The sequence below is a fragment of the Pseudoduganella sp. HUAS MS19 genome (assembly GCF_053615455.1).
In genome coordinates this window covers 169061-190063 of the sequence record NZ_CM132133.1, presented here as the reverse complement: position 1 = coordinate 190063, position 21003 = coordinate 169061, and the positions used below count along the sequence as shown (strand labels likewise).

Here is a 21003-nt window from a genome sequence, read left to right as displayed (position 1 = left end):
GAACACACAATGGCTACCGCAATTGCAGCTAATGTCGCCAAAGCCAAATGGCTGAACAAGGTGAAGTGGGACGAGCATGGCCTGGTGCCTGTCATCGCACAGGAAGCCGGCAGCAACGACGTGCTGATGTTCGCGTGGATGAACCGGGATGCGCTTTACAAGACCGTGGAGCTGGGCGAGGCCGTCTACTGGAGCCGCTCGCGCAAGAAGCTGTGGCACAAGGGCGAAGAGTCCGGCCACGTGCAGAAGGTGCTGGAAATCCGCCTCGATTGCGACGAAGACGTGGTGCTGCTGAAGATCGAGCAGGAAGGCGATATCGCCTGCCATACCGGCCGCCACTCCTGTTTCTTCAACAAGTTCGAGAACGGCGACTGGCAAAACACTGAACCGGTGCTGAAAGACCCGGCCGAGATTTACGCGGAAGAGAAGAAATGAACAATGTACTGGACCGCGTGGCGGCCACCATCGAATCGCGCAAGGGCGGCGACCCGTCGTCGTCCTATGTGGCCAAGCTGTTCTCCAAGGGCGACGACGCGATCCTGAAAAAGATCGGCGAGGAAGCCACCGAGACCGTGATGGCGGCGAAAGACGCCCGCGTCAGCGGCGATGCGTCGAAAGTGCTGTACGAATGCGCCGACCTGTGGTTCCATTCGCTGGTGCTGCTGGCGCAATTCGGTTTGTCGCCGCAGCAGGTACTTGATGAGCTGGCGCGCCGTGAAGGCTTGTCCGGCCTGGAAGAAAAAGCATCCCGTAAGGAATAACCGTGGAAAATTGCCTGTTCTGCAAGATCGCTGCTAAACAGATCCCGTCGGCTGTGGTACATGAGGACGACGACTTGATGGTGTTTAAGGACATTCACCCGGCCGCGCCGGTACACTTGCTGATCATCCCGAAACAGCACCTGTCCACCCTGTCTGACTGCAAGCCGGAGCACGCGCCCCTGCTGGGCAAGATGCTGGCGCTGGTGCCGCAACTGGCTGAGCAGCATGACATTGCCGTTGCCTACGAGGCGGATGGCACGCCGACCCGCGGCTACAAGACCCTGATCAACAGCGGTCCGGATGGCGGCCAGGAGGTGTACCACCTGCATATGCACCTGTATGGCGGCCCGCGTCCATGGCGCGGCATGCGGACTTGAGATTATGACAAGCACATGACAGGGGCGCTTCGCGTATACTGTCCCAACGAATGATTTTTTTAGGGGTTTTGTAATGGGTTCTATGAGCATTTGGCACTGGCTGATCGTCCTGGTCGTCGTCATGCTGGTTTTCGGCACCAAGAAACTGGGCAATATCGGCTCCGACCTGGGCAAGGCCGTCAAGGGCTTCAAGGATGGCGTCAAGGGCAATGAGGAAGAGAAACCGGCACAGCCAGCTCCTCCGGCGGCCCAGGTGACCGACAAGGGCACCATCGAAGTCGAAGCCAAGGAAAAGACCAAGCAGTAAGCAGCAATGATCGACCTCGGTCTTACCAAAATTGCCGTCATCGGGGTAGTGGCCCTGGTCGTCATCGGTCCTGAAAAGCTGCCCAAGGTGGCGCGCATGGCCGGGACCCTGTACGGCCGCGCCCAGCGTTACCTGAACGACGTCAAATCGGAAGTCTCGCGCGAGATGGAACTGGATGAGCTGAAGAACCTGCGCAAGCAGGCCGAGGAAGCTGCCAGTACCTTCAAGGACGAGATGGAAAACTCCATCGGCAAGGATATGGCGGAAGTGGAGGCGGCGCTGCGCGACGAGCCGCTGTCAACGCCGGCGCTGGACCTGTACACCCCGACCAGCGAGGACATGGCGCGCAAGGCCAAGGACTTCCGCCGCAAACGCGTGGTGCGCAGCTCGGCCGTGCCGCTGTGGTACAAGCAGCAGGCCGGCGTCCGTACCCACGTCATCTCCGGCGCGGCGCGCATGAAGCGCCACCGCCCCGGCAGCCGCAAGAACGCATCGTTTTTCTAAATGAGTCAACAAGAACCCGTCGAAGAGACCTTTATCAGCCACCTGGTTGAGCTGCGCGACCGCCTGGTCAAGGCCAGCATCGGCATCGTGGTGATGACGGCACTGCTCGGCTTCGGCATCGGCCCGTCCCGGATCTATGATCTGATCGCGGCGCCAATGATTGCCGCCATGCCGGTGGGCTCGAAGATGATCGCCACCAGCGTGATCTCGCCCTTCCTGGTGCCGATGAAGGTGACCCTGCTGTTCGGTTTCATCCTGTCGCTGCCGTGGGTGCTGTACCAGATGTGGGCCTTTGTGGCGCCCGGCCTGTACGCCCATGAAAAGCGCCTGATCGCGCCGCTGGTGATCGCCTCGTCGGGCCTGTTCATGGCCGGCGTGGCGTTCTGCTACTTCCTGGTGTTCGGCAAGGTGTTTGCGTTTATCAACCAGGTCTCGCCGACGTCGATTTCGGTGATGCCCGATATCGAGAACTACCTCGACTTCGTCATGTCGATGTGCCTGGCGTTCGGCTGCGCGTTTGAAGTGCCGGTGGTGGTGGTGGTGCTGGTGCGCATGGGCCTGGTTTCTGTCGCCAAGCTGAGGGAATGGCGCGGCTATGTGATCGTGGCTGCCTTCGTGATCGCCGCCATTGTCACGCCGCCCGATATCGTCAGCCAGTTCGCGCTGGCTATCCCGATGTGGCTGCTGTTTGAGATCGGCGTGATCCTGTCGCCGATGTTCGTCAAGGCAACGACAGCTCCCGAAGAAAAAGCCGACTAAAGGAACAGCCCGGCCATGGTGATTGCCTGCATGATCACTGTGGCCGCCCCCAGTGCGTAGACAGGCGGGGCGTGCATGGGAACCATGCTGGCCCGCCGGTGGGGCAGGCCCTTGAGCGCGCCCAAGGGCGTGGAGGCTTACTGCATCAGCTCTTTGATCACGCGCACCGGCGCGCTGCCATAGCCCAGGAAGTCTTCGTGGAATTCCTTGAGCGAGAACTTGCTGCCCAGGGCCGCGCGGCGCTGTTCGCGCAGTTCCATGATCTCCGAGTAGCCGGAGAAGTAGCTGGTCAACTGCACCGAAGTGAGCTGCGCGCGGCGCCATTTCTCTTTCGCCTCGGCGCCGGTCTGGAAGGCCTGGCGGGTCAGCAGGTCGATCGCCTCCGGCTCCGTCATGCCCTGCACGTGCACGCTGTAGTCGAGGATGGTGTTGGTGACGCTGCGCAGGTTCCACTTGGAGTACATCAGCCACATCTCCGGCTCGTTGTTGCCGTAGCCCGATTCGAGCATCATGCGCTCGCTGTAAACCGCCCAGCCTTCCACCATCGCGCCATTGCCGAAAATCGACTTCACGATCGAGGGCGACTTGTTGGCGTAGACCAGCTGCGCATAGTGGCCGGGAATCGCTTCGTGCATGTTCAGGATCTGCAGGATCCAGTGGTTGTACTCGCGCAGCGTGGACTCGGCCTGCTCCGGCGTGGCGTCGTCCAGCGGCGTCACGTTATAGTAGGTGCGGTCCTGCGGGCGGTATGGGCCAGGAGCCTCGATGCTGGCGCCGGCGACACCGCGCTGGTAGGCAGGCGTCTCGCGCACCACCAGCGGCTTGTTCGGGTCCAGCGTCAGCAGGTCGTTCTTCACCACCCAGTCCTGCAGCACAGGAATCTGGCGGCGGATCTCGGGGAAGAATTCCTCGCGCGACACATGCCTGGACGACAGCTTGTCGATCATCATGCCGATCTTGGCGAAGCGGTCCGATGGCTTGGCTTGGCCGGCCAGGTACTTCGGCCACAGCTCGTCCGAAATGCGGTCCATGTTCGACAGCAGTTGCTCGCGGGTTGCCAGCGCTTTCTGATAAGTCTGTTCTGCATTGCTGCCCGACTGGATGTCGTAGCCGAACTTCGCCTCGTACAGTTCCTTGCCGATGCGGAAGGAGCGCCCGCCGCTGACGGCCAGCGACTTGTCCAGCTCACCGAGCCAGGCGGCATAAGCTTCCACGGCCACCCTGGCTGCTGCGATGCGCTGCGCATACAGGTTCTTCTCGTTGGCATTCAGGATCGAATCCTGCGCTTGCTTGTCCAGGTCGGCCAGCACCGCCAGCACGCCCGGCGCCTGGTCGATGGCCAGCTTCACGTGTTCGCGCGTCGGGTTCTTGATATTGTTGCGCGCCGCTTCGTAGAAAGCCGGAACGGCGGCAATACGGCGCAGCAGGGTGCGCAGGCGCTGCGGCCGTGCGGCGTATTCGGTGTTCAGCACGAAATCGATCGGGCTGGCGATGTTGTAGATTGCCGGGTTCCATTCCCACTCGCGGAAGGTGGTCAGGTACCAGCGATCCGAGTTCAGCTTGTTCTGCAGCAGGCCAAGGTCGCTGCGTTGTTTCGGCGAAAGCTGCTTGGCGTCGATCTTGCCGAACTTCGCCAGCCACTCGTCGATGAAGGCGAGCTGCTGGTCGCGGTAAGCCTGGTTGGGAACGGTCAGTTGTGCGGCGGTGTCGTATTTGCCGACCGAGATGGCAGTCTCCGGATCGATGCGCCACAGCGCTCCGAGGAACTGGTTGGCCTGGCTGTCGAAAGCCTTGTCCTGGCGGCGTTCGGCCGGCAGCGGCTTGCTGGCGGCTGCCGGCTTGGCCTTGCCCGCCCTGGCTTTGCCGGCGCTCTTGCCGCCGGACTTGCTGCCGGATTTGCCGCCCTTGGCGGACCTGGACGACGATTTGCTTGTTTTACCCTTGCTGCTGCTGGACTTCTTGCTGACCGCAGTCTTGGCCGGTGCGTTGGATTTCTTGGCCTTCGTCGCAGCGTCGACCGGCGACAGGGCCAGGCTCAACATCATCGCGGCGAGGGCGATCTTGGTCTTCATCATAATTCAACCTCTTGCTAGTGCAGCGTGGGAGAGTATCACAAGCCGAGTACCGTCTGCGCCCTGTCGGGGTCAAGGCCTGCGCCTGCGGCCTTGCACATTCATTGGGCCGCCTGCTTCAGGGCACGCAGGACCAGCGGCTTGAGGCAGTTGCGCTGCGCTTCGTCCTTGCTTTCGCTGATGTTGATGTAAAGCGGCTGCAGGAAGCCGTTCAGGTTGTGCCTGCGGGCCAGCACCGATTGCTGCGTGCCTGCGGCTGCGGGTGCTGCGGCCAGGCGCGCGAACCAGGCGCCCCAGTCGCCGCATTCCATCGTCCTGGTCCGCGACAGGTAGAAAACGGCGGCCATCAGCCGTTCCCCCTCGCCGTAGTGGTAGAAATGCTCGCCAGGCGGTGCGGCCTGGCTGGCGATGGCTGCCAGTATCTGCTCATGTTCTGCGCGGCCAAGGGCCGGATTGAGCGAAAGCTGCAGCATGATGTCGGCGGCGTGGGCGACGCCATGGCGCCATCCCTGTTTTTCGTCGAAGCCGCGGTAGTCGCTTACACCACGCAGGTAGCCAGTCGCGGCGCCGACCAGCTGGGCGCGCTGTTCCGTCGACAGGTATGGCCTGATGCGGTCGACGCGGGCGACGTCGGCCAGCACCAATGCAGCGAAGGGACGCGCAAAGCCCAGTGGATCGGGCGCTTGCAACTGTGCGGCCAGGCGGGTGCGCAACTCCTGCACTGTGTCGATGTCGAGCTTATCGGCACGCATCCAGGATTGCAGCGCTGCAAAGGCAAGCTCGTCGCGTTCGACGGGGTCGGGCGACGCCAGGCAGGACGCCGCCCGCAGGGCCAGCAGCTGGCGCTGTTTGCTGTCGCCGACCTGCCAATTCGCAGACCTGGCCTCACGCAGCGCCGACGCAGGGCAGCCACCGGGAGCGAAAGCGGCGGCAGGTTCGGGCGCGGCAGCCATGCCCAGGCAAGGCGCCGCGAGTACTGCGGCTGTAACGGTCTGGCCGATCCTGGCGCGGAAGCGCGCGGCGGCGTGGGCGGCAAATGGCGTCAGTTGCATAGTGTTTCCCGATCAGAAGCGGCGCAAGCCTTCGTTCAGCATGGCCAGCATGTCTTGCGCGGTCATGCGTGCAGCGGTATCGCTGCCATCGAGCAGGCTGTCGGCCAGCTCGCGCTTATGGCCGTGCAGTTCCACGATGCCTTCCTCGATCGTATTGCGTGCCACCAGACGGTAGATGGTGACCGGGCGCAGCTGGCCCATTCGATGCGCACGGTCGGAGGCCTGGTCTTCCACGGCAGGATTCCACCACGGGTCCATGTGGATGACATAATCCGCCGCCGTCAGATTGATGCCTACGCCGCCGGCTTTAAGGCTGATCAGGAACACGTCCCCCTCGCCGGCCTGGAAAGCATCCACCGACTGCTTGCGCGCGGCCATCGGCGTGCTGCCATCGAGATACTGGTAGCGGATGCCATTGCGATCGAGATGGGCGCGGATCAGCGACAAGTGGTCGACGAACTGGCTGAACACCAGCACCTTGTGGCGATTCTCCAGCAAGCCTTCCAGCAGGCGCGCGAAGGCCGCCAGCTTGCTCGATTCAAGCCGCAGCGAAGGCGCCACCAGGTTCGGATTGCAGCAGGCGCGCCGCAGCTTCATGATCTCGGCCAGGATCTGCATCGACTTCTTGTCCGCCGGCCCTTCGATGGAGGCCAGGTTTTCCAGCGCCTCGCGGCGCAGCGACTCGTACAGCGCGGTTTCTTCCGGCGACAGGTCGACTTCCAGCACGATCTCGGTGCGTGCCGGAAGTTCGGTCAGCACTTGCGCCTTGGTCCGGCGCAGCACGAAAGGCCCGATCAGGCGCCGCAGGCGGTTGCGCGCACCGACTTCGGCGCGGTGGTCCTGCTGGCGCTCGATCGGACCGGCAAAGCGCAGGTTGAACTGTTCATGGCTGCCCAGCAGGCCCGGATTGATGAAGCGGAACAGGTTCCACAGTTCGCCCAGGTGGTTTTCCAGCGGCGTGCCGGTGGCCGCCATCTTGAAGCCGCCCTTCAGCGCCATCACGGCTTGCGAGCGTTTGGTGGCCGCGTTCTTGATGTTCTGCGCCTCATCGAGCACGATGGTGTGCCATTGCGGCCGGGTGAAGCGCTCGGATTCCAGCTGCAGCAGGCCATAGCTGGCGATCACCAGGTCGAACGGCCCGGCATTGCTGACGATGTCGTCGCGCTCGCCGGTGGCGTACATCTTGACGTTGAGCGTCGGGGCGAAGCGTGCGGCCTCGCTGGCCCAGTTCAGGCAAACCGAGGTCGGGGCCACCACCAGTGTCGGTCCTTGCGGCGCGCGCAGCAGGACCAGGGCCAGGGCCTGCAAGGTTTTGCCCAGGCCCATATCGTCGGCCAGGCACGCTCCCACGCCCCAATGCGCAAGACGGGCCAGCCATTCGAAGCCGGCCAGCTGGTAATCGCGCAGTTCGGCCTGCAGCGTGCTTGGCAATTGCGGCATGTAGCTGGCGCTGGATTCGATGCGCTGCAGGTGTTCGCGCCACATGGCGTCGGCCTCCACCATGCCCACATCGTTGGCCAGTTCTTCCAGCACGAAGGCGGCCAGCCGGTGCACCTTCATGCCGGCGTCGTCGTCCTCGCCATAGGCGGCCAGTTCGGACAGGCGGCGGTGCAGTTCTTCCGACAGTGCGAGGAATTCCTTGTCGCCCAAAGCAATGAAGCGGCTCTTGCTGGCACGGATCATGTCCAGCAGCGAGCGCAGGTCCAGTACGCGGTCTTCGTCGACCGCCAGTTGGCCGCTGGCGGCGAACCAGTCCTTCCTGCTCTTGATGTTCAGGCGTAGCTGCTTGGTGTAAACCGGCTTGCTAAGGCGGAAGGCCTCGCCCTCCGGCCACGCCAACACCACCTTGTCGGCGCCCTGCTCCTGCAGCTCGGACAACAACTGCAGGCACAACGCCGGCTCTCCCAGCAGCCATTCGCCATGCTCCTCGGTGGCCTGTTGCAGCACTTCGCACTTGAGCACCAGCTGGCGCTCGGCATCGCGTTCGCCGGCCAGGCTGCGGCGTGCCTGCACCGTGCGGCCGTTGACCTCTGCAATCACGTTCTCTGCACCGGCGCCGGGCGCATAGTAAGGCCCGGCATCGCGCAACGGGCGCACCTGGATCTGCATTTTCAGCCCCTGCTGGTAAGGCAGCAGGTGAATGTGCAGGCGCTGGTCGGCATCGCATTGTTCCGTATTGGCTGCCCCGCCGCCGATGTCGGACTGCACTGTCACCATCGACGACACGGCGCCGATCGCCTTAAGTACTTGGTCCTTGGCGTGTTCCGGCACCGTCAGGCCGTCGCCGACAATGGCTGCAATGCGGCGGTGCTCGTCCTGCACGCTGACTACGCGCAGGCGGTTCGGCGCCTCGCGCACCACGATGACATTGGCGTTCAGGTTCTCAATGGCGGGTTGCAGCGCAAGGTGCAACTGGCCCTGGCGGGTGCGGATCAACAGTTCGGGCGCACCGGCCAGCAGTTCGACGCGGGTATCGGGCGCATCCATCCAGAACACCAGCGGGTGGCCGACCAGCGCGAGCACTGCCTGCTCAATGTCGATGTCGTAGCGCAGGCCGGATGAATAAGCCTGGCGGGACGGCAGGATGGCGCTGCTGACGCGCATGTCTTGCGGTGTCAGGAATTCCATCTGCGCCGCATCGTCGCGCAAGCGCTTGAGTGCGACCGGGCGTGCCTTGCCCCAGGTGCCGCGTGCATCGCGTTTCTGTTCGCGCGGTTCGATTTCGGCGATGCCCTGGCGGTCGCCGTAGCTGATCGCCCAGGCCAGGCGCATCTCGCCGCCGGCGTCCGAGCCGCCGTGCTGCAGGTTGATCAGGGCGGCCAACTGCCGCTGCCATGCTTCCTGCCGCTCGAACCAGGCGGCCATGTCGCCAAACCCAAGCTGCTCGCGCAAGGCTGCTGCGCGGCCGGCGGCAGCCTCGTCGCCCAGATGGCCCAGCAAGCTCTCGGCGCCGCCGGCCAGCAGCATGAAGCCAGCCGCTTCCGCGGCTTGCGACAAGTCCTGCAGCTCGGCCCGGCGCTGCTTCAATTGCGGCAGCGCGAGCCAGTAATACAGCATGCACTGGAACATCTGCGCCTGCAGCGGCGCTTCCCAGGCGCGCTGGGTCACGAGGTCGGCCTGCATGGTGCCGGCGCGGATCTGGCGCAGCATGCTCAGTTGCTGGTAGACCGCGCTATCGGCATTGTGCTGGGCGTGCACGGCGACGTCGAGGTAGCTCTCCGCCGATTTCAGGTGCCTGGCATCGCCGCTGCGCAGCAGCGCCAGTACATAGAGGTGGCCGGCAATGCCCTGGAACAGGTGTTTGCGCTTGCCCGATTCGCGGCGGATCGACTTCAGCGAGGCTTCAAAGCCATTGATCGCCCCGGCCACATCGCCGCGCAGCATAAGAACGGCGCTGGAGAAGCATTGGGCCAAAGCGCCTTCCAGACCTTCCAGGTAACGCATGGCGTCGGCCAGCTTGCCGCACAGGATGGCGTGTTCCGCCATTGCCAGCCGCAATGCCGGGCTGACCAGTCCCTCCGCAGCCTGGCGCCGCTGCAGGTGGCGTTCAGCATAGCCGCGCACCAGCGGCGCCAGGCCCGGCTCGCGCTGGCTATGCTGGACCAGCAGCATCAGCACGTCGTCCTGCAGGGCCGGATGCACCAGCAGCAGCATGCCCGCCTCGAAGGGGCGCGAGAAGATGTCGACAATCGGATGCAGCTGCGCCGCTTCGTAGCACACCATGCAGGCAGCCAGCAGCGGCATCACATCCTGCGGCGGGCGGCCGCGCAGCATGGCCATGCGCAGGCGCGCCACGCCGTGGCGGTAGCTGCGCGGCTCGTAAGCGCCATTCCAGTTCTGCCGCATCGGGTTCAGCGACTCGTAGGCCTTGCAGATATCGTCCAGCAGGTGAGCGCCGATGGCGGCGCGGATTGCGGGCCAGCGCAGGCGCGCGTTGCAGGCATAACCGCGCCCCATCACGGCGGTGGTGAAGGCCAGGCGTTCCAGCTTGAGCAGCGGGTCGTCCAGCGTCAGGGCCGTGAAAGGCTGGCCGTTCGCGTCGTGGATGCCGGCGGCGACCATGTGGTCGAGGATGGCGGTGCGCCCGATCGGGTCGCCCACCAGTGCCAGCAGGGCGAGAACGGCTTTCTCGGGCTGTTCGAGGGCGTCGAACTCCGCCAGCAGCGCATCGCTCATCCGGTCAAGCCAAACATGCGCTGGTAGAAGTCCAGCTCCGCCTGCAGCGTACGCACGATGGTGTCGGCCTTGCGGAAGCCGTGGCCCTCTCCCTCCAGTTCCATATAAGTCACGGCGATGCCGCGCTTGCGCAGTGCATTCACCATGGCTTCCGACTGCTGCGGCGGCACGACCTTGTCATCCAGCCCCTGGAAAAAGATCATCGGCCGCGACAGGCGACCGGTGTGGTTGATCGGGGAGCGTTCGGCGTACACCGCTTCCGCCTGTGCCTTGGGAGCGATCAGGTATTCGTTGTAGTGTGATTCGAATTTGTGCGAATCGTCGTCCAGCCCCTTCAGGTCGGAAACGCCGTAATAGCTGGCGCCCAGTTTGAATACGTCGTGGAAGGTCAGTGCGCACAGCGTCGTCAGGCCGCCCGCGCTGCTGCCGCGGATGATCAGGCGGTCGCCGTCTGCCAGGCCTTGCGCGACCAGGTGGCGGGCACCGGCGATGCAGTCTTCGACGTCGACAATGCCCCACTGGCCTTTCAGCGCATCGCGGAAGGCGCGGCCGAAGCCGGTGCTGCCGCCGTAGTTCACGTCTAGCACGCCGAAACCGCGGCTGGTCCAGAATTGCGTTTTCAGGCTCAGGGTGCTGGCGGCCATGCCGGTCGGGCCGCCATGGCTGATGACGATGACTGGCGGCTTTTCGCCTTGCAGCGCGCGCACGTCCCGGTTTGCCGGTGGATAGAAGAAGGCATATGCCGTGCGGCCGTTGGCGCTTGGATAGCTGATGCTTTCGGGAATGGACAAGTAGCCCAGTTCCGGCAGGTCGGCGATCGAGCGTTCCAGCACTTCGCGCTCACCGGTCGCCAGGTCGATGCGTGCAATCTCGCTCGCAATGGTCGGGCTGCCTGCCAGCACGACCACGTAGCCATCGCCCACGCGCAGCTCGCGGATTTCCTGGTACGGCGTGGCAATCGGCTCCAGCACCGTGCTGCCGGCGCGCAGCCGTGCCAGCTTGCTGACGCCTTGCTCAATATAGCTGCACACGAACTCGCCGCCTGCGCCGAAGCCGTACAGCGAATTGCCAAAGGTCCAGTGCGGGGTCGCAAACTCCGCCGCCATCGGACACAAGGCCTCGAGCGTGCTCGTCGCGCCGCCGGCGCCTTCGCGCAGGCAGTACAGGTTCCACCAGCCGCTGCGGTCGGATACAAAGTGCAACACGCCCTGGGGCGACCATTCCGGCTGGCAGACCGACTCCTGCGGCCCGCCGGCGATGCGCGAAGGCGTGCCGAGGCATCCGTCGGCCTCCAGCTGCGCCACCCACAGTTCGGTGCCCTGCCACGGCATGCGCGGATGGTCCCATGACAACCAGGCCAGGCGGCGGCCATCGGGCGAAAGCCGTGGCGAAGAATAGAAATCATTCCCCGTCACGAGCACGTGCTCGCCGCCATCAAAGCCAACCGCGCAAATAGTGTTCACGGGCTGCTGGTGCGAGCGGTCGTCCTCCGGATGCTGTTCGCGCACCGCGATCAGGCGGCCACGCGCCGGGTCAAACACGAAATCGGCAAAGCGCTGGCGGCCCGGCGAAGTGAATGCCTCTGCGGCGCCGCCTGGGGCAAGACGGTAGAGGCGATTGTCGGCATGGTGCGAGAACACCACCACGCCATCGGCCACGGCATAGGCGCCACCGCCGTATTCGTGGACCCGGCTGCGCACGTTGAACGGCATCGGGGTGATCTCGGCGGCACCGGCAGGGCCCTGCCGGCGCATCATGGCGGTGCGCCCTGCCTCGGCCGCGCGGCCAGCCAGCCAATAGATATCCGCGCCGTCCAGGGCGACCGAAGACAGCGGCGTAGCGCCGGCGGCCACCATTGCAGCGCTGATCGGTGATGGCCAGGCGCCAAAAGGCGCGGTGGAGGAGGATGTCATGGGCGCTCCAAAACGCGTAAAAACAGGGCAGGGATGCGATAATACCCCCTTTCTATCTGCTTTAGATTGTCTTTCATGCCACAATTTGCCCCGCTGAAGAACGACACCTTCCTGCGTGCGCTGCTGCGCCAGCCGACCGAGTACACCCCGGTGTGGCTGATGCGCCAGGCAGGACGCTACCTGCCTGAATACCGCGCGACGCGCCAGAAGGCGGGCTCCTTCATGGGCCTGGCGACCAATCCGGACCTGGCAACCGAAGTCACCCTGCAGCCGATCGACCGTTATCCACTGGACGCGGCAATCCTGTTCTCCGACATCCTGACGGTGCCGGATGCGATGGGCCTGGGCCTGTACTTCGTGGAAGGCGAAGGCCCGAAATTCGAGCGTCCATTAAAGACTGAGGAAGACGTCAAGGCGCTGCACTTGCCGCCCGCCGGCTCGCTGGACTATGTATTCAAGGCCGTGACCCAGATCCGCACCGAGCTGAATGGCCGTGTGCCGCTGATCGGCTTCTCCGGCAGCCCATGGACGCTGGCCTGCTATATGGTGGAAGGCCAGGGTTCGCGCGAGTTTCACACCATCAAGAAGATGATGTACGCGCGCCCGGACCTGATGCACCACATCCTCGACGTGAACGCCCGCGCCGTTGCCGGATACCTGAACGCCCAGATCGACGCCGGCGCGCAAGCCGTGATGATCTTCGATTCCTGGGGCGGCGCGCTGGCCGATGGCGCCTACCAGCAGTTCTCCCTGCAGTACATGCAGCAGGTCGTGAGCCTGCTGAAGCGCGAAAAGGACGGCGTGCAGATCCCGGCCATCGTCTTCACCAAGGGCGGCGGCCACTGGGCCGAGGAAATCGCCGCGATCGGGGCCGACGCGATGGGCCTGGACTGGACTGCCAACCTCGGCAGGATCCGCGAACTGGTGGGCCATAAAATGGCCCTGCAAGGCAATATCGATCCGGCCATCCTGTTTGCCAACCCGGAGCAGATCGCGGCCGAAGCGCGCCGTGTGCTCGATTCCTATGGCCCGCACAATACCGGCCACGTCTTCAACCTGGGGCACGGCATTTCCCAGTTCACCCCGCCGGAAGCGGTGTCGGTACTGGTGGAGACGGTCCACAGCCACAGCCGTCAGCTGCGTGGCGGCTGAAAACCGTAGTCCCGCTGCAAAGGGCGCCGCGGCGCCCTTTTTTATTTCGTGCAGAAGCGACTTATGCACAAAAATTTTTACTGCGGAAATAAGAGGCAGCAGCCGATGCCTCACTCTCAGTGCATTTGCAAGTTGTTGATTCTTAAGGGATTAATTTTTGCCGCTTTTGGCAATGTTTTGGCTTTTGTAAACCTTATCCCAAGGCGCAAGCGAGCTTGTTGGGCCATTCTCCACAAAGTTATCCACAAAAACTGTGGAAAAAAGCCAAAAGTACTTAGTAAACCGGCACTTAGTAGGAATTTGTAGGAATTGTCTTAGCGCCATGTTGCGTTGCATGATGTTTCGCTAAGACTTACAGGGGTGTAACGCTTGCGGAAACACAAACCTTGTCGCGCCTGCCTGTGTACAATGCTTGGCTTGATGTTGTGGCGCACCAGGCACGTTTTTCCCCGAAAAGGCTGAAAAAAACGCTTGATTTCGATGCAAAACTGTTCCCTATATGGCGTACTTATACACAGAGCGCGGAAAAATATGCGCTTTCTCGCTCTCCTAGGACGGCTATTGTAAGTAGTTGAATTCAAAGGGGAAAAATCAGGCGCGTTTGCCGGGTTTCCCCAGATTGCAAGCTGGAGGTTAGTGCTTGCTCAGGATTCCAGCCCCTTTGTTCACAAAGTTATCCCCAGATTCTGTGGATAGTTGAAAAACCTTCGATCGATAGCCCTGGATGGCGCACTGCATTCTCCGAATTGCCCTGGACACGCCGCTGAACGCGGTCTTTGATTACCGCTGGGATTGCGAAATATCAGAGCGACCGCGTGTAGGACAATTGGCAATGGTGCCGTTTGGCCCGCGCGAAGTGGTCGGGCTCATTGTGGATATCCTTGATGAAACGGACGTGCCGCAGGAAAAGCTGAAAGCCGCGCTCGCGGTGCGCAGCCAGCTGGCGCCCCTGTCCCCGCAATGGCTGGCACTGGCCGGCTTTGCTGCCGAGTATTACCAGCGCCCGCTGGGCGAGGTCGCCTTGCCGGGCCTGCCCAAGAACTTGCGCGTCTCCAGCACCGTTGCGCTGGACCGAGCCATCAAAAAGCTGGCCAAGCTGGAAGCGCAGCATGACCCGGCGCCGGCCAATGTGCCGGCGCTGAATGCGGGCCAGCGGGCGGCGGCCGAAGCCATCGTCGCTGCGCAGGGCTTCGCGTCCTTCCTCCTGTATGGCGTGACGGGCAGCGGCAAGACCGAGGTCTACCTGCAAGCCTGTGCACAGGTGCTGGCGCGCGAGCCGCAGGGCCAGGTGCTGGTGCTGGTCCCCGAGATCAACCTGACGCCGCAACTGGAAACCAATATCCGCGCCCGCTTTCCGGGCGTCATGCTGTCCACATTGCACAGCCGCCTGTCGGAGGGCGAACGCATGCTGCACTGGCTGGCGGCGCATGAAGGCAAGGCGCGCATTGTGCTCGGTACGCGCTTGTCGATCCTGGCCTCGATGCCGAACCTGAAGATGATCGTCATCGATGAAGAACACGATCCTTCGTACAAGCAGCAGGAAGGCTTGCGCTATTCCGCGCGCGACCTGGCCGTGTGGCGCGCCCACCAGCTGCAGATTCCCGTCGTGCTGGGCTCCGCCACGCCGTCGCTGGAAAGCTGGCACCACGCGTTAAAAGGCCGCTACCGCAAGCTGGAATTGCGCGAACGCGCGGTGCAGCAGGCGCTACTTCCTTCGGTGAAGCTGATCGATACTTCGCGCCGGCGTGGGCAGGAAGGCCTGACCGAGCAGCTGGTGGAGGCAATCCGGCTGCGTATGGAGCGCGGCGAGCAGTCCTTGCTGTTCCTGAACCGGCGCGGTTATTCGCCTGTGATCACCTGCGAATCATGCGGTTGGGTCAGCGAGTGCAAACGCTGCACGGCGTCGATGGTGCTGCACAAATCGGATTACCGCCTGCGCTGCCACCATTGCAGCCTGGAGATGCGCATCCCGCGCCATTGCCCGACCTGCGGCAATATCGACCTGCAGCCGCTGGGACGCGGCACGCAGCGCATCGAGGAGAGCTTGCAGGAGCTGTTCCCGCAGGCACGGGTGCTGCGCATCGATGCCGACAGTACGAGGCGCAAGGGCAGCGCGCAGGAAGCGTTCGACAGCGTGCACCGGCAGGAAGTGGATATCCTGGTTGGCACGCAGATGGTCGCCAAGGGGCACGACTTCAAGAACCTGACGCTGGTGGGGATCATGAATCCCGACAGCTCGCTGTTCTCGCAGGACTACCGGGCCAGCGAGCGCCTGTTTGCGCAATTGATGCAGGTGGCGGGCCGCGCCGGACGGCAGGGCGGCAGCGAGAGCGAAGTGCTGGTGCAGACCAGCTACCCGGAGCACCCGCTGTTCTCGGCACTGGTGGCGCATGACTACGACTACTTCGCCAACTCGCTGCTTGGCGAGCGTGAAGTGGCGGGCTTGCCGCCCTTCCTGTACCAGGCCATCCTGCGGGCGGAGGCGCGCGAGCTTGAACTGGCGCTGGAATTCCTGCGCGGTGCGCGCGACCTGGTGCAGCACGGCGGCATCACGATCAACGATCCGATCCCGATGAGCATGGCGCGCGTGCACAATATGGAGCGCGCGCAGTTGCTGGTGGAGTCGCCGTCGCGGCCGGCATTGCAGGCGTTTCTGAAGGAGTGGATGCAGGCCTTGCGTGAGCAGAAGACCCGCGTCAAGTGGTCGCTTGAGGTTGATCCGGTCGATATTTGAAACACGGTAAACCAGGGTCTGACCCACAGGGTCAGACCCCTGACGGTCTCGCAGCCGCGGGTTGGGTTCGAGGTCTTTGACCTTTGAAAAGATCAACAACGCACAACCAGACTCGTGGCAGACGAGCAGACAGTGTCAGACCCTTGGGTCTGACACTGGTTTACCGGTGTTCAGGATTGAGCAAGATAGCGCCGCGCAGTTCCAATAATCTGCTCATTAAGCGCATGCGTGAACGGTGTATCCAGCTCCCATGCATGCCACTCCAGCTCCACATCGATATAGCGCCCCGGCAGCAAATCCACCAGCGCCCCTTGCGACAGCCCTTGCGCCGCCTGCAGATAAGGCAGCAAGCCATAAGCCAGGCCGCCAAACACCGCATCGTTTAAGGCAGTCGACAGCGGCAGCCTGTGATGCGGGAACGGCCGCACATAGCCAGCCTCGCGTGCCAGGAAGCGCGCCATCAGGTCACGGTCATGCACCACGGCTGGCGCCAGCGCCACAGCCTCAACGACGAATCCATCCCCAAACCAATGCCCCGCAAAAGCAGGCGAAGCAACGCACACATAGCGCATGGCGCCCAATGGCGTGGACGAAGAACCGGCAGCGGCCGGCGCCGGCACCTCGGCCCGTGCAGCCACACAGCCGAACACCGCCCCCTCCCGCATCAGGTGCAGCGCCACCTCGCGCTCCGCGCACTCCACATCGAGCTGGCAGCGCGGCGGCGAGAGCAGGGGGCGCAAGGCCAATGGCAGCCAGGTCGCCAGGCTGGCGGCATCGACGGCCATCGCGATTTCAGGCATGCTGGTCTCGTGGCCAAGGTCGATGTCGAGCGCCGCCTCCATCAGTTTGACGTTACGGTAATGCGAGATGAGGCGCTGGCCCAGGCCGGTAGCTTCGGCGGGGGAGCCGCGCACGATCAACAGCCTGCCTACCGCGTCCTCGAGCGCCTTGATACGCTGGGATACGGCCGGCTGGCTGATGCCGAGCGCATTGGCGGCCTTTTCGAAACTGCCATGGCTGGCAACGGCATCCAGCACCGCCAGCGCGCGGTAGTCCAGATTTTCCATAAGATATGCTTAATAAAAGCGCGAAAATATAAGTCATACTAATGCATTACCAATGATGGAGGCAAGATGGAAACCATCCAGTGCGATGTGGCCGTGATCGGGGCCGGTACGGCTGGGCTAAGTGCCTATCGCGCGGCGCGCAATGCCGGCAAGCATGCGGTACTGATCGAAGACGGCCCGCACGGCACCACCTGCGCGCGCGTCGGCTGCATGCCCAGTAAGTTGCTGATCGCCGCGGCCGAGGCGGCGCATGCGGTGCGCGAGGCGCCGGGCTTTGGCATCCAGCCCGGCGCCCTGAAAGTCGATGGCAAGGCCGTCATGCAGCGCGTGCGCAGTGAGCGCGACCGCTTTGTCGGCTTCGTGCTGGAGAATGTGGCTGCCATGCCGGCTGAAGACAAGCTGCATGGGCGTGCACGCTTCACTGCCCCCAACCGCCTGCAGATCGGCGCCAACCTGGAAGTGGCGGCAAAGGCTGTCGTCATTGCCACCGGCTCGCGTCCGGACATCCCCTCCGAATGGACCGCAGCCGGACCGCGCGTCATCAACAGCGACGCGGTCTTCGAATGGGCCGACCTGCCGCGCTCGGTGGCGGTGATCGGCGCCGGCGTGATCGGCCTGGAACTGGGCCAGGCCCTGCACCGCCTGGGCGTGCGCGTGGCGGTCATTGCACGCGGCAGCAGCGTGGCGCAACTGAAGGATCCGCATGTGCTGGCAGCGGCCTCGCAGGCGCTGGGCGAGGAGATGGATATTCGCTTCCGCACCGAGGTTGCCGGCATCGCGCGCGCCGGTGACGGTCTGGAACTGCGCACCCGCAATACCGAAGGCGAAGAGCGCGTCGAGCATTACGATTACGTGCTGGCCACCACCGGCCGCACGCCGAACGTTTCCGGCCTGGGCCTGGACCATACCGGGCTGGCGCTGGACAAGTACGGTGTGCCGAAATTCGACCGCCACACCATGCAGTGCGGCGATAGCTGCATCTTCGTAGCCGGCGATGCCAGCGCCGAGATCCCCCTGCTGCCGGAAGCGGCCGACCAGGGCAAGATCGCCGGCGCCAACGCCGCCCGCTATCCCGACGTGAAGCCCGGCCTGCGCCGCACGCCGCTTGCGATCACCTTCAGCGAACCGCAGATCGTTACGGTAGGCCCGGGCTACAAGGCATTGTCGAATGGCCGCGAGCAATTCGCGATCGGCGCCGTCAGTTTCGACGACCAGGGGCGCAGCCGCGTCATGCGCCAGAACAAAGGCATGCTGCGGGTGTATGCGGAGTATGGGAGCGGGCGCTTCCTGGGCGCCGAGATGGTCGGCCCGCGCGCGGAGCACATCGGCCACCTGCTGGCCTGGGCGCACCAAGCCAGGCTGACTGTGCCGCAGATGCTGGACATGCCCTTCTACCACCCGGTAGTGGAAGAAGGCTTGCGCACAGCCTTGCGCAGCCTGGCGGCGGAGCTGCAAAAGCCGCCGCCGCCCAAGCCGGTGCCGAACGATTGCACGCCCGGCTGTTAGCTCAGTTCAGGCTCGAATCCAGGCGGCCCTGGCTGGCCAGTTCGCGCAGCACGCGAATGGTGTCGAGGTCAGACTCCTGGTAAGCGGAGCGGCGGAAGTCGTCGTACATGGCGTTGGCGGCATCGGTCGCCGCGTCGTGGCCGTCGTCGTACTGGAAGCGCACGTACAGGCGTTCCGGTTGCGGCATCTCGATCGTCATCGTCAGGCTGGAGGCGCTGATGTCCTTCTGCGCCGGCACGTTGTAGCGCACCACATAGGGTTCGTGCAGCACCACGTCGTCTTCGATGACCACATCGCCATACCGCAGGCGGCGGCTGAAGCCCGACTCGGTGCGGGCCGAGATCTCCGCCTCGTCCAGGTGGGGAACGAACAGCTTGGGCGACTCCGCGCGCAGCACCAGGCCGCGCCACAACTGCTGGTGGGTGATGGTGTCCATCAGCGGGTTGAGGAGGTCGTTCACTTCTATTAAATGTTCAAATTTCATAACACATCTGCCTGCTTTTTCCGGAGGTTTGATACCACTATATTCTGTACAATGCCGGGATGTCCAATGCACCCCAGTTCGGCCTTAACGGGCCCCAGAGCGAAGCCGTGCTCTATCTCGACGGCCCTGCCCTTGTACTGGCGGGGGCCGGCTCGGGCAAGACGCGCGTCATTACGCAGAAAATTACCCATATGATCGAGGATCGCGGCTATGACCCGCGCACGATCGCCGCGCTCACCTTTACCAACAAGGCGGCGCTGGAAATGCAGGAGCGGGTCGGCAAGATGCTCAAGCAGCCGCGCCAGGCCAAGCTGCTGACCGTCTGTACCTTCCACTCCCTCGGCGTGCGCATCCTGCGCCAGGAATGCAACCATCTGGGGCTGAAAGACCGTTTTTCAATCATGGACAGCGACGATTGCTACTCGCTGGTCCAGGATCTGGCCATCACCACCGACAAGAACCTGATCCGCAGCATCCAGAACGACATCTCGCTATGGAAGAACGGCCTGGTGACGCCGGAAGAAGCGCTGAAACAGGCCCAGACCGAGGATGAGGCGCAATCGGCGCGCATCTACGGCAGCTACATCGCCACGCTGGCAGCCTACCAGGCGGTGGATTTCGACGACCTGATCCGCCTGCCGGTCGAACTGTTCCGCAACCACGACACGGTGCGCGACAAGTGGCAGCGCCGCCTGCGCTACCTGATGATCGACGAATACCAGGACACCAATACCTGCCAGTATGAGCTGGTGAAGCTGATGGTCACGGGCCTGGGCAAGAAGCCGATGTTTACCGCCGTGGGCGACGACGACCAGGCAATCTACGGCTGGCGCGGCGCAACCATGGAAAACCTGGCGCTGCTGCAGGTCGACTTCCCCGACCTGCGCCTGATCAAGCTGGAACAGAACTACCGCTCCACTACCCGCATCCTGCAGGCGGCCAACGCGGTAATCCAGAACAATCCCAAGCTGTTCGAGAAATCGCTGTGGTCCGAACTGGGTATCGGCGAGCCGATCAAGGTGCACTCGATGCCGAACGAGGAACAGGAAGCGGAGCAGGTGGCGATCATGATCTCGGCCGACCACTTCGAGCGCAAGAACAAATGGGCCGATTACGCCATCCTGTATCGCGGCAACCACCAGGCGCGTGTGATCGAACAGGCCTTGCGCACGCAGCGCATACCGTACACGATTTCCGGCGGCCAGAGTTTCTTCGACAAGGCGGAGATCAAGGACATCATGGCCTATCTGCGCCTGATGGCCAACCCGGACGACGATCCGGCCTTCATCCGCGCTGCGACCACGCCTCGGCGCGGCATCGGACAATCGACGCTGGAGGCGCTGGGTTCCTTCTCGGGCAAATGGCAATGCTCGCTGTTCGAAGCCGTGTTCAAGGGCGGCATCGAGGCGGTGCTGAACGAGCGCCAACTGCGGCCGCTGCAGGACTTCTGCAACTTCATTCTCGAGCTGGAGTCGCGCGCCACGCGTCCCGGCCCTTCGGGCAGCGGAGACAACGCGGCGCAGGTGCTGGACGACCTGATGGAAGGCATGCACTACGAGCACTATCTGTACGACTCCTTCGAGGAGCGCGCGGCGCAGGGCAAGTGGGCCAACGTGATGGACTTCGTCAACTGGCTGAAGGACCGCGGCCGCGGCGGCAAGGATCGCGACGGCGAAGAAAAAAACGTGCTGGAGCTGACGCAGATGGTGGCCCTAATGTCCATGCTCGATGGTAAGGACGAAGAACCGGATGCGATCCGCATGTCGACGCTGCACGCGTCCAAGGGGCTGGAGTACCCGCACGTGTTCCTGGTCGGCGTGGAAGAAGGCATCCTGCCGCACAAGGGCGATCCGGACGCGCCGGTGGAGCTGCTGGCCCAGCGCATCGAGGAAGAACGGCGCCTGATGTACGTGGGGATCACGCGTGCGCAGCGCACCCTGCAGCTCACCTGGTGCAAAAAGCGCAAGCGTGGCGGCGAGCATGTGCAGTGCGACATCTCGCGCTTCATCGCGGAGATGGCGCTCGATGTCGGCACCGCCCCGCCGACAGAGTCGGAAGTGCTGTCGCCGCGCGAACGCCTGGCGCGCATGAAGGAATTGCTGTCGGCTCCACGCGACATTAATCCGGCGTGATTGGTGC

16 protein-coding genes are annotated in these 21003 nt (G+C 63.5%); 10 read left to right on the top strand and 6 right to left on the bottom strand.

The window, feature by feature from the left end; translation table 11 throughout:
* The first annotated feature begins 9 nt into the window (after positions 1-9).
* From hisI to tatC, 6 genes are all read left to right on the top strand, one after another.
* The gene (gene hisI, locus ACWBU6_RS00815) at positions 10-435 is read left to right on the top strand and encodes a phosphoribosyl-AMP cyclohydrolase (protein ID WP_452647001.1); all 426 of its coding nucleotides are present in this window, start codon (positions 10-12) and stop codon (positions 433-435) included.
* On the top strand, positions 432-761 hold the full coding sequence (locus tag ACWBU6_RS00810; RefSeq protein WP_452647000.1) for a phosphoribosyl-ATP diphosphatase: 330 nt from the start codon (positions 432-434) through the stop codon (positions 759-761). The genes hisI and ACWBU6_RS00810 overlap by 4 nt, the downstream gene beginning before the upstream one ends.
* A gap of 2 nt (positions 762-763) precedes the next feature.
* Complete coding sequence (locus tag ACWBU6_RS00805) at positions 764-1138, top strand: histidine triad nucleotide-binding protein (protein WP_452646999.1); 375 nt, start codon at positions 764-766, stop codon at positions 1136-1138.
* Between the two features lie 73 nt (positions 1139-1211).
* On the top strand, positions 1212-1445 hold the full coding sequence (gene tatA / locus ACWBU6_RS00800; protein WP_090435840.1) for a Sec-independent protein translocase subunit TatA: 234 nt from the start codon (positions 1212-1214) through the stop codon (positions 1443-1445).
* 6 nt (positions 1446-1451) lie between these two features.
* Entirely contained in the window at positions 1452-1949 is a 498-nt protein-coding gene (gene tatB / locus ACWBU6_RS00795) for a Sec-independent protein translocase protein TatB (RefSeq protein WP_452646998.1), read from the top strand.
* Positions 1950-2708, top strand: a complete 759-nt coding sequence (gene tatC / locus ACWBU6_RS00790; protein ID WP_452646997.1) for a twin-arginine translocase subunit TatC — start codon at positions 1950-1952, stop codon at positions 2706-2708.
* 137 nt (positions 2709-2845) lie between these two features.
* On the opposite strand, the gene ACWBU6_RS00785 is transcribed toward tatC, so the two are convergent.
* From ACWBU6_RS00785 to ACWBU6_RS00770, 4 genes are all read right to left on the bottom strand, one after another.
* Positions 2846-4783, bottom strand: coding sequence for a DUF885 domain-containing protein (locus tag ACWBU6_RS00785; RefSeq protein WP_452646996.1), 1938 nt, complete (start codon positions 4781-4783; stop codon positions 2846-2848).
* Positions 4784-4881: 98 nt separating this feature from the next.
* A complete protein-coding gene (locus tag ACWBU6_RS00780) occupies positions 4882-5832 on the bottom strand; it encodes a DUF2785 domain-containing protein (RefSeq protein ID WP_452646995.1) in 951 nt (316 codons plus the stop codon).
* Positions 5833-5844: 12 nt separating this feature from the next.
* On the bottom strand, positions 5845-10008 hold the full coding sequence (locus ACWBU6_RS00775; protein ID WP_452646994.1) for a DEAD/DEAH box helicase: 4164 nt from the start codon (positions 10006-10008) through the stop codon (positions 5845-5847).
* Positions 10005-11921, bottom strand: a complete 1917-nt coding sequence (locus tag ACWBU6_RS00770; protein ID WP_452646993.1) for a prolyl oligopeptidase family serine peptidase — start codon at positions 11919-11921, stop codon at positions 10005-10007. The genes ACWBU6_RS00775 and ACWBU6_RS00770 overlap by 4 nt, the downstream gene beginning before the upstream one ends.
* Before the next feature lie 75 nt (positions 11922-11996).
* On the opposite strand from ACWBU6_RS00770, the gene hemE reads away from it, so the two are divergent.
* Positions 11997-13073: a uroporphyrinogen decarboxylase gene (gene hemE / locus ACWBU6_RS00765; RefSeq protein ID WP_452646992.1), complete on the top strand. Its 1077-nt coding sequence runs from the start codon at positions 11997-11999 to the stop codon at positions 13071-13073.
* A gap of 724 nt (positions 13074-13797) precedes the next feature.
* Complete coding sequence (locus tag ACWBU6_RS00760; RefSeq protein ID WP_452646991.1) at positions 13798-15807, top strand: primosomal protein N'; 2010 nt, start codon at positions 13798-13800, stop codon at positions 15805-15807.
* Between the two features lie 170 nt (positions 15808-15977).
* Here ACWBU6_RS00760 and ACWBU6_RS00755 read toward each other — a convergent pair whose 3' ends face one another.
* Positions 15978-16874: an ArgP/LysG family DNA-binding transcriptional regulator gene (locus ACWBU6_RS00755; protein WP_452646990.1), complete on the bottom strand. Its 897-nt coding sequence runs from the start codon at positions 16872-16874 to the stop codon at positions 15978-15980.
* A gap of 66 nt (positions 16875-16940) precedes the next feature.
* On the opposite strand from ACWBU6_RS00755, the gene ACWBU6_RS00750 reads away from it, so the two are divergent.
* Positions 16941-18380: a dihydrolipoyl dehydrogenase gene (locus ACWBU6_RS00750; RefSeq protein ID WP_452646989.1), complete on the top strand. Its 1440-nt coding sequence runs from the start codon at positions 16941-16943 to the stop codon at positions 18378-18380.
* 1 nt (position 18381) lies between these two features.
* Here ACWBU6_RS00750 and ACWBU6_RS00745 read toward each other — a convergent pair whose 3' ends face one another.
* Entirely contained in the window at positions 18382-18864 is a 483-nt protein-coding gene (locus tag ACWBU6_RS00745) for an SRPBCC family protein (RefSeq protein ID WP_452646988.1), read from the bottom strand.
* A 59-nt stretch (positions 18865-18923) separates the two neighbouring features.
* Between ACWBU6_RS00745 and ACWBU6_RS00740 the strand changes: the two genes are divergently transcribed.
* A complete protein-coding gene (locus tag ACWBU6_RS00740) occupies positions 18924-20996 on the top strand; it encodes a UvrD-helicase domain-containing protein (RefSeq protein WP_452646987.1) in 2073 nt (690 codons plus the stop codon).
* Positions 20997-21003: the final 7 nt, after the last annotated feature.

Bases quoted from the DNA above. Each gene is read 5' to 3' on its own strand.
- hisI (WP_452647001.1), top strand. From the start codon at position 10: ATGGCTACCGCAATTGCAGCTAATGTCGCCAAAGCCAAATGGCTGAAC.
- ACWBU6_RS00810 (WP_452647000.1), top strand. From the start codon at position 432: ATGAACAATGTACTGGACCGCGTGGCGGCCACCATCGAATCGCGCAAG.
- tatA (WP_090435840.1), top strand. From the start codon at position 1,212: ATGGGTTCTATGAGCATTTGGCACTGGCTGATCGTCCTGGTCGTCGTC.
- tatB (WP_452646998.1), top strand. From the start codon at position 1,452: ATGATCGACCTCGGTCTTACCAAAATTGCCGTCATCGGGGTAGTGGCC.
- tatC (WP_452646997.1), top strand. From the start codon at position 1,950: ATGAGTCAACAAGAACCCGTCGAAGAGACCTTTATCAGCCACCTGGTT.
- ACWBU6_RS00785 (WP_452646996.1), bottom strand. From the start codon at position 4,783: ATGATGAAGACCAAGATCGCCCTCGCCGCGATGATGTTGAGCCTGGCC.
- ACWBU6_RS00780 (WP_452646995.1), bottom strand. From the start codon at position 5,832: ATGCAACTGACGCCATTTGCCGCCCACGCCGCCGCGCGCTTCCGCGCC.
- ACWBU6_RS00775 (WP_452646994.1), bottom strand. From the start codon at position 10,008: ATGAGCGATGCGCTGCTGGCGGAGTTCGACGCCCTCGAACAGCCCGAG.
- ACWBU6_RS00770 (WP_452646993.1), bottom strand. From the start codon at position 11,921: ATGACATCCTCCTCCACCGCGCCTTTTGGCGCCTGGCCATCACCGATC.
- hemE (WP_452646992.1), top strand. From the start codon at position 11,997: ATGCCACAATTTGCCCCGCTGAAGAACGACACCTTCCTGCGTGCGCTG.
- ACWBU6_RS00760 (WP_452646991.1), top strand. From the start codon at position 13,798: ATGGCGCACTGCATTCTCCGAATTGCCCTGGACACGCCGCTGAACGCG.
- ACWBU6_RS00755 (WP_452646990.1), bottom strand. From the start codon at position 16,874: ATGGAAAATCTGGACTACCGCGCGCTGGCGGTGCTGGATGCCGTTGCC.
- ACWBU6_RS00750 (WP_452646989.1), top strand. From the start codon at position 16,941: ATGGAAACCATCCAGTGCGATGTGGCCGTGATCGGGGCCGGTACGGCT.
- ACWBU6_RS00745 (WP_452646988.1), bottom strand. From the start codon at position 18,864: ATGAAATTTGAACATTTAATAGAAGTGAACGACCTCCTCAACCCGCTG.
- ACWBU6_RS00740 (WP_452646987.1), top strand. From the start codon at position 18,924: ATGTCCAATGCACCCCAGTTCGGCCTTAACGGGCCCCAGAGCGAAGCC.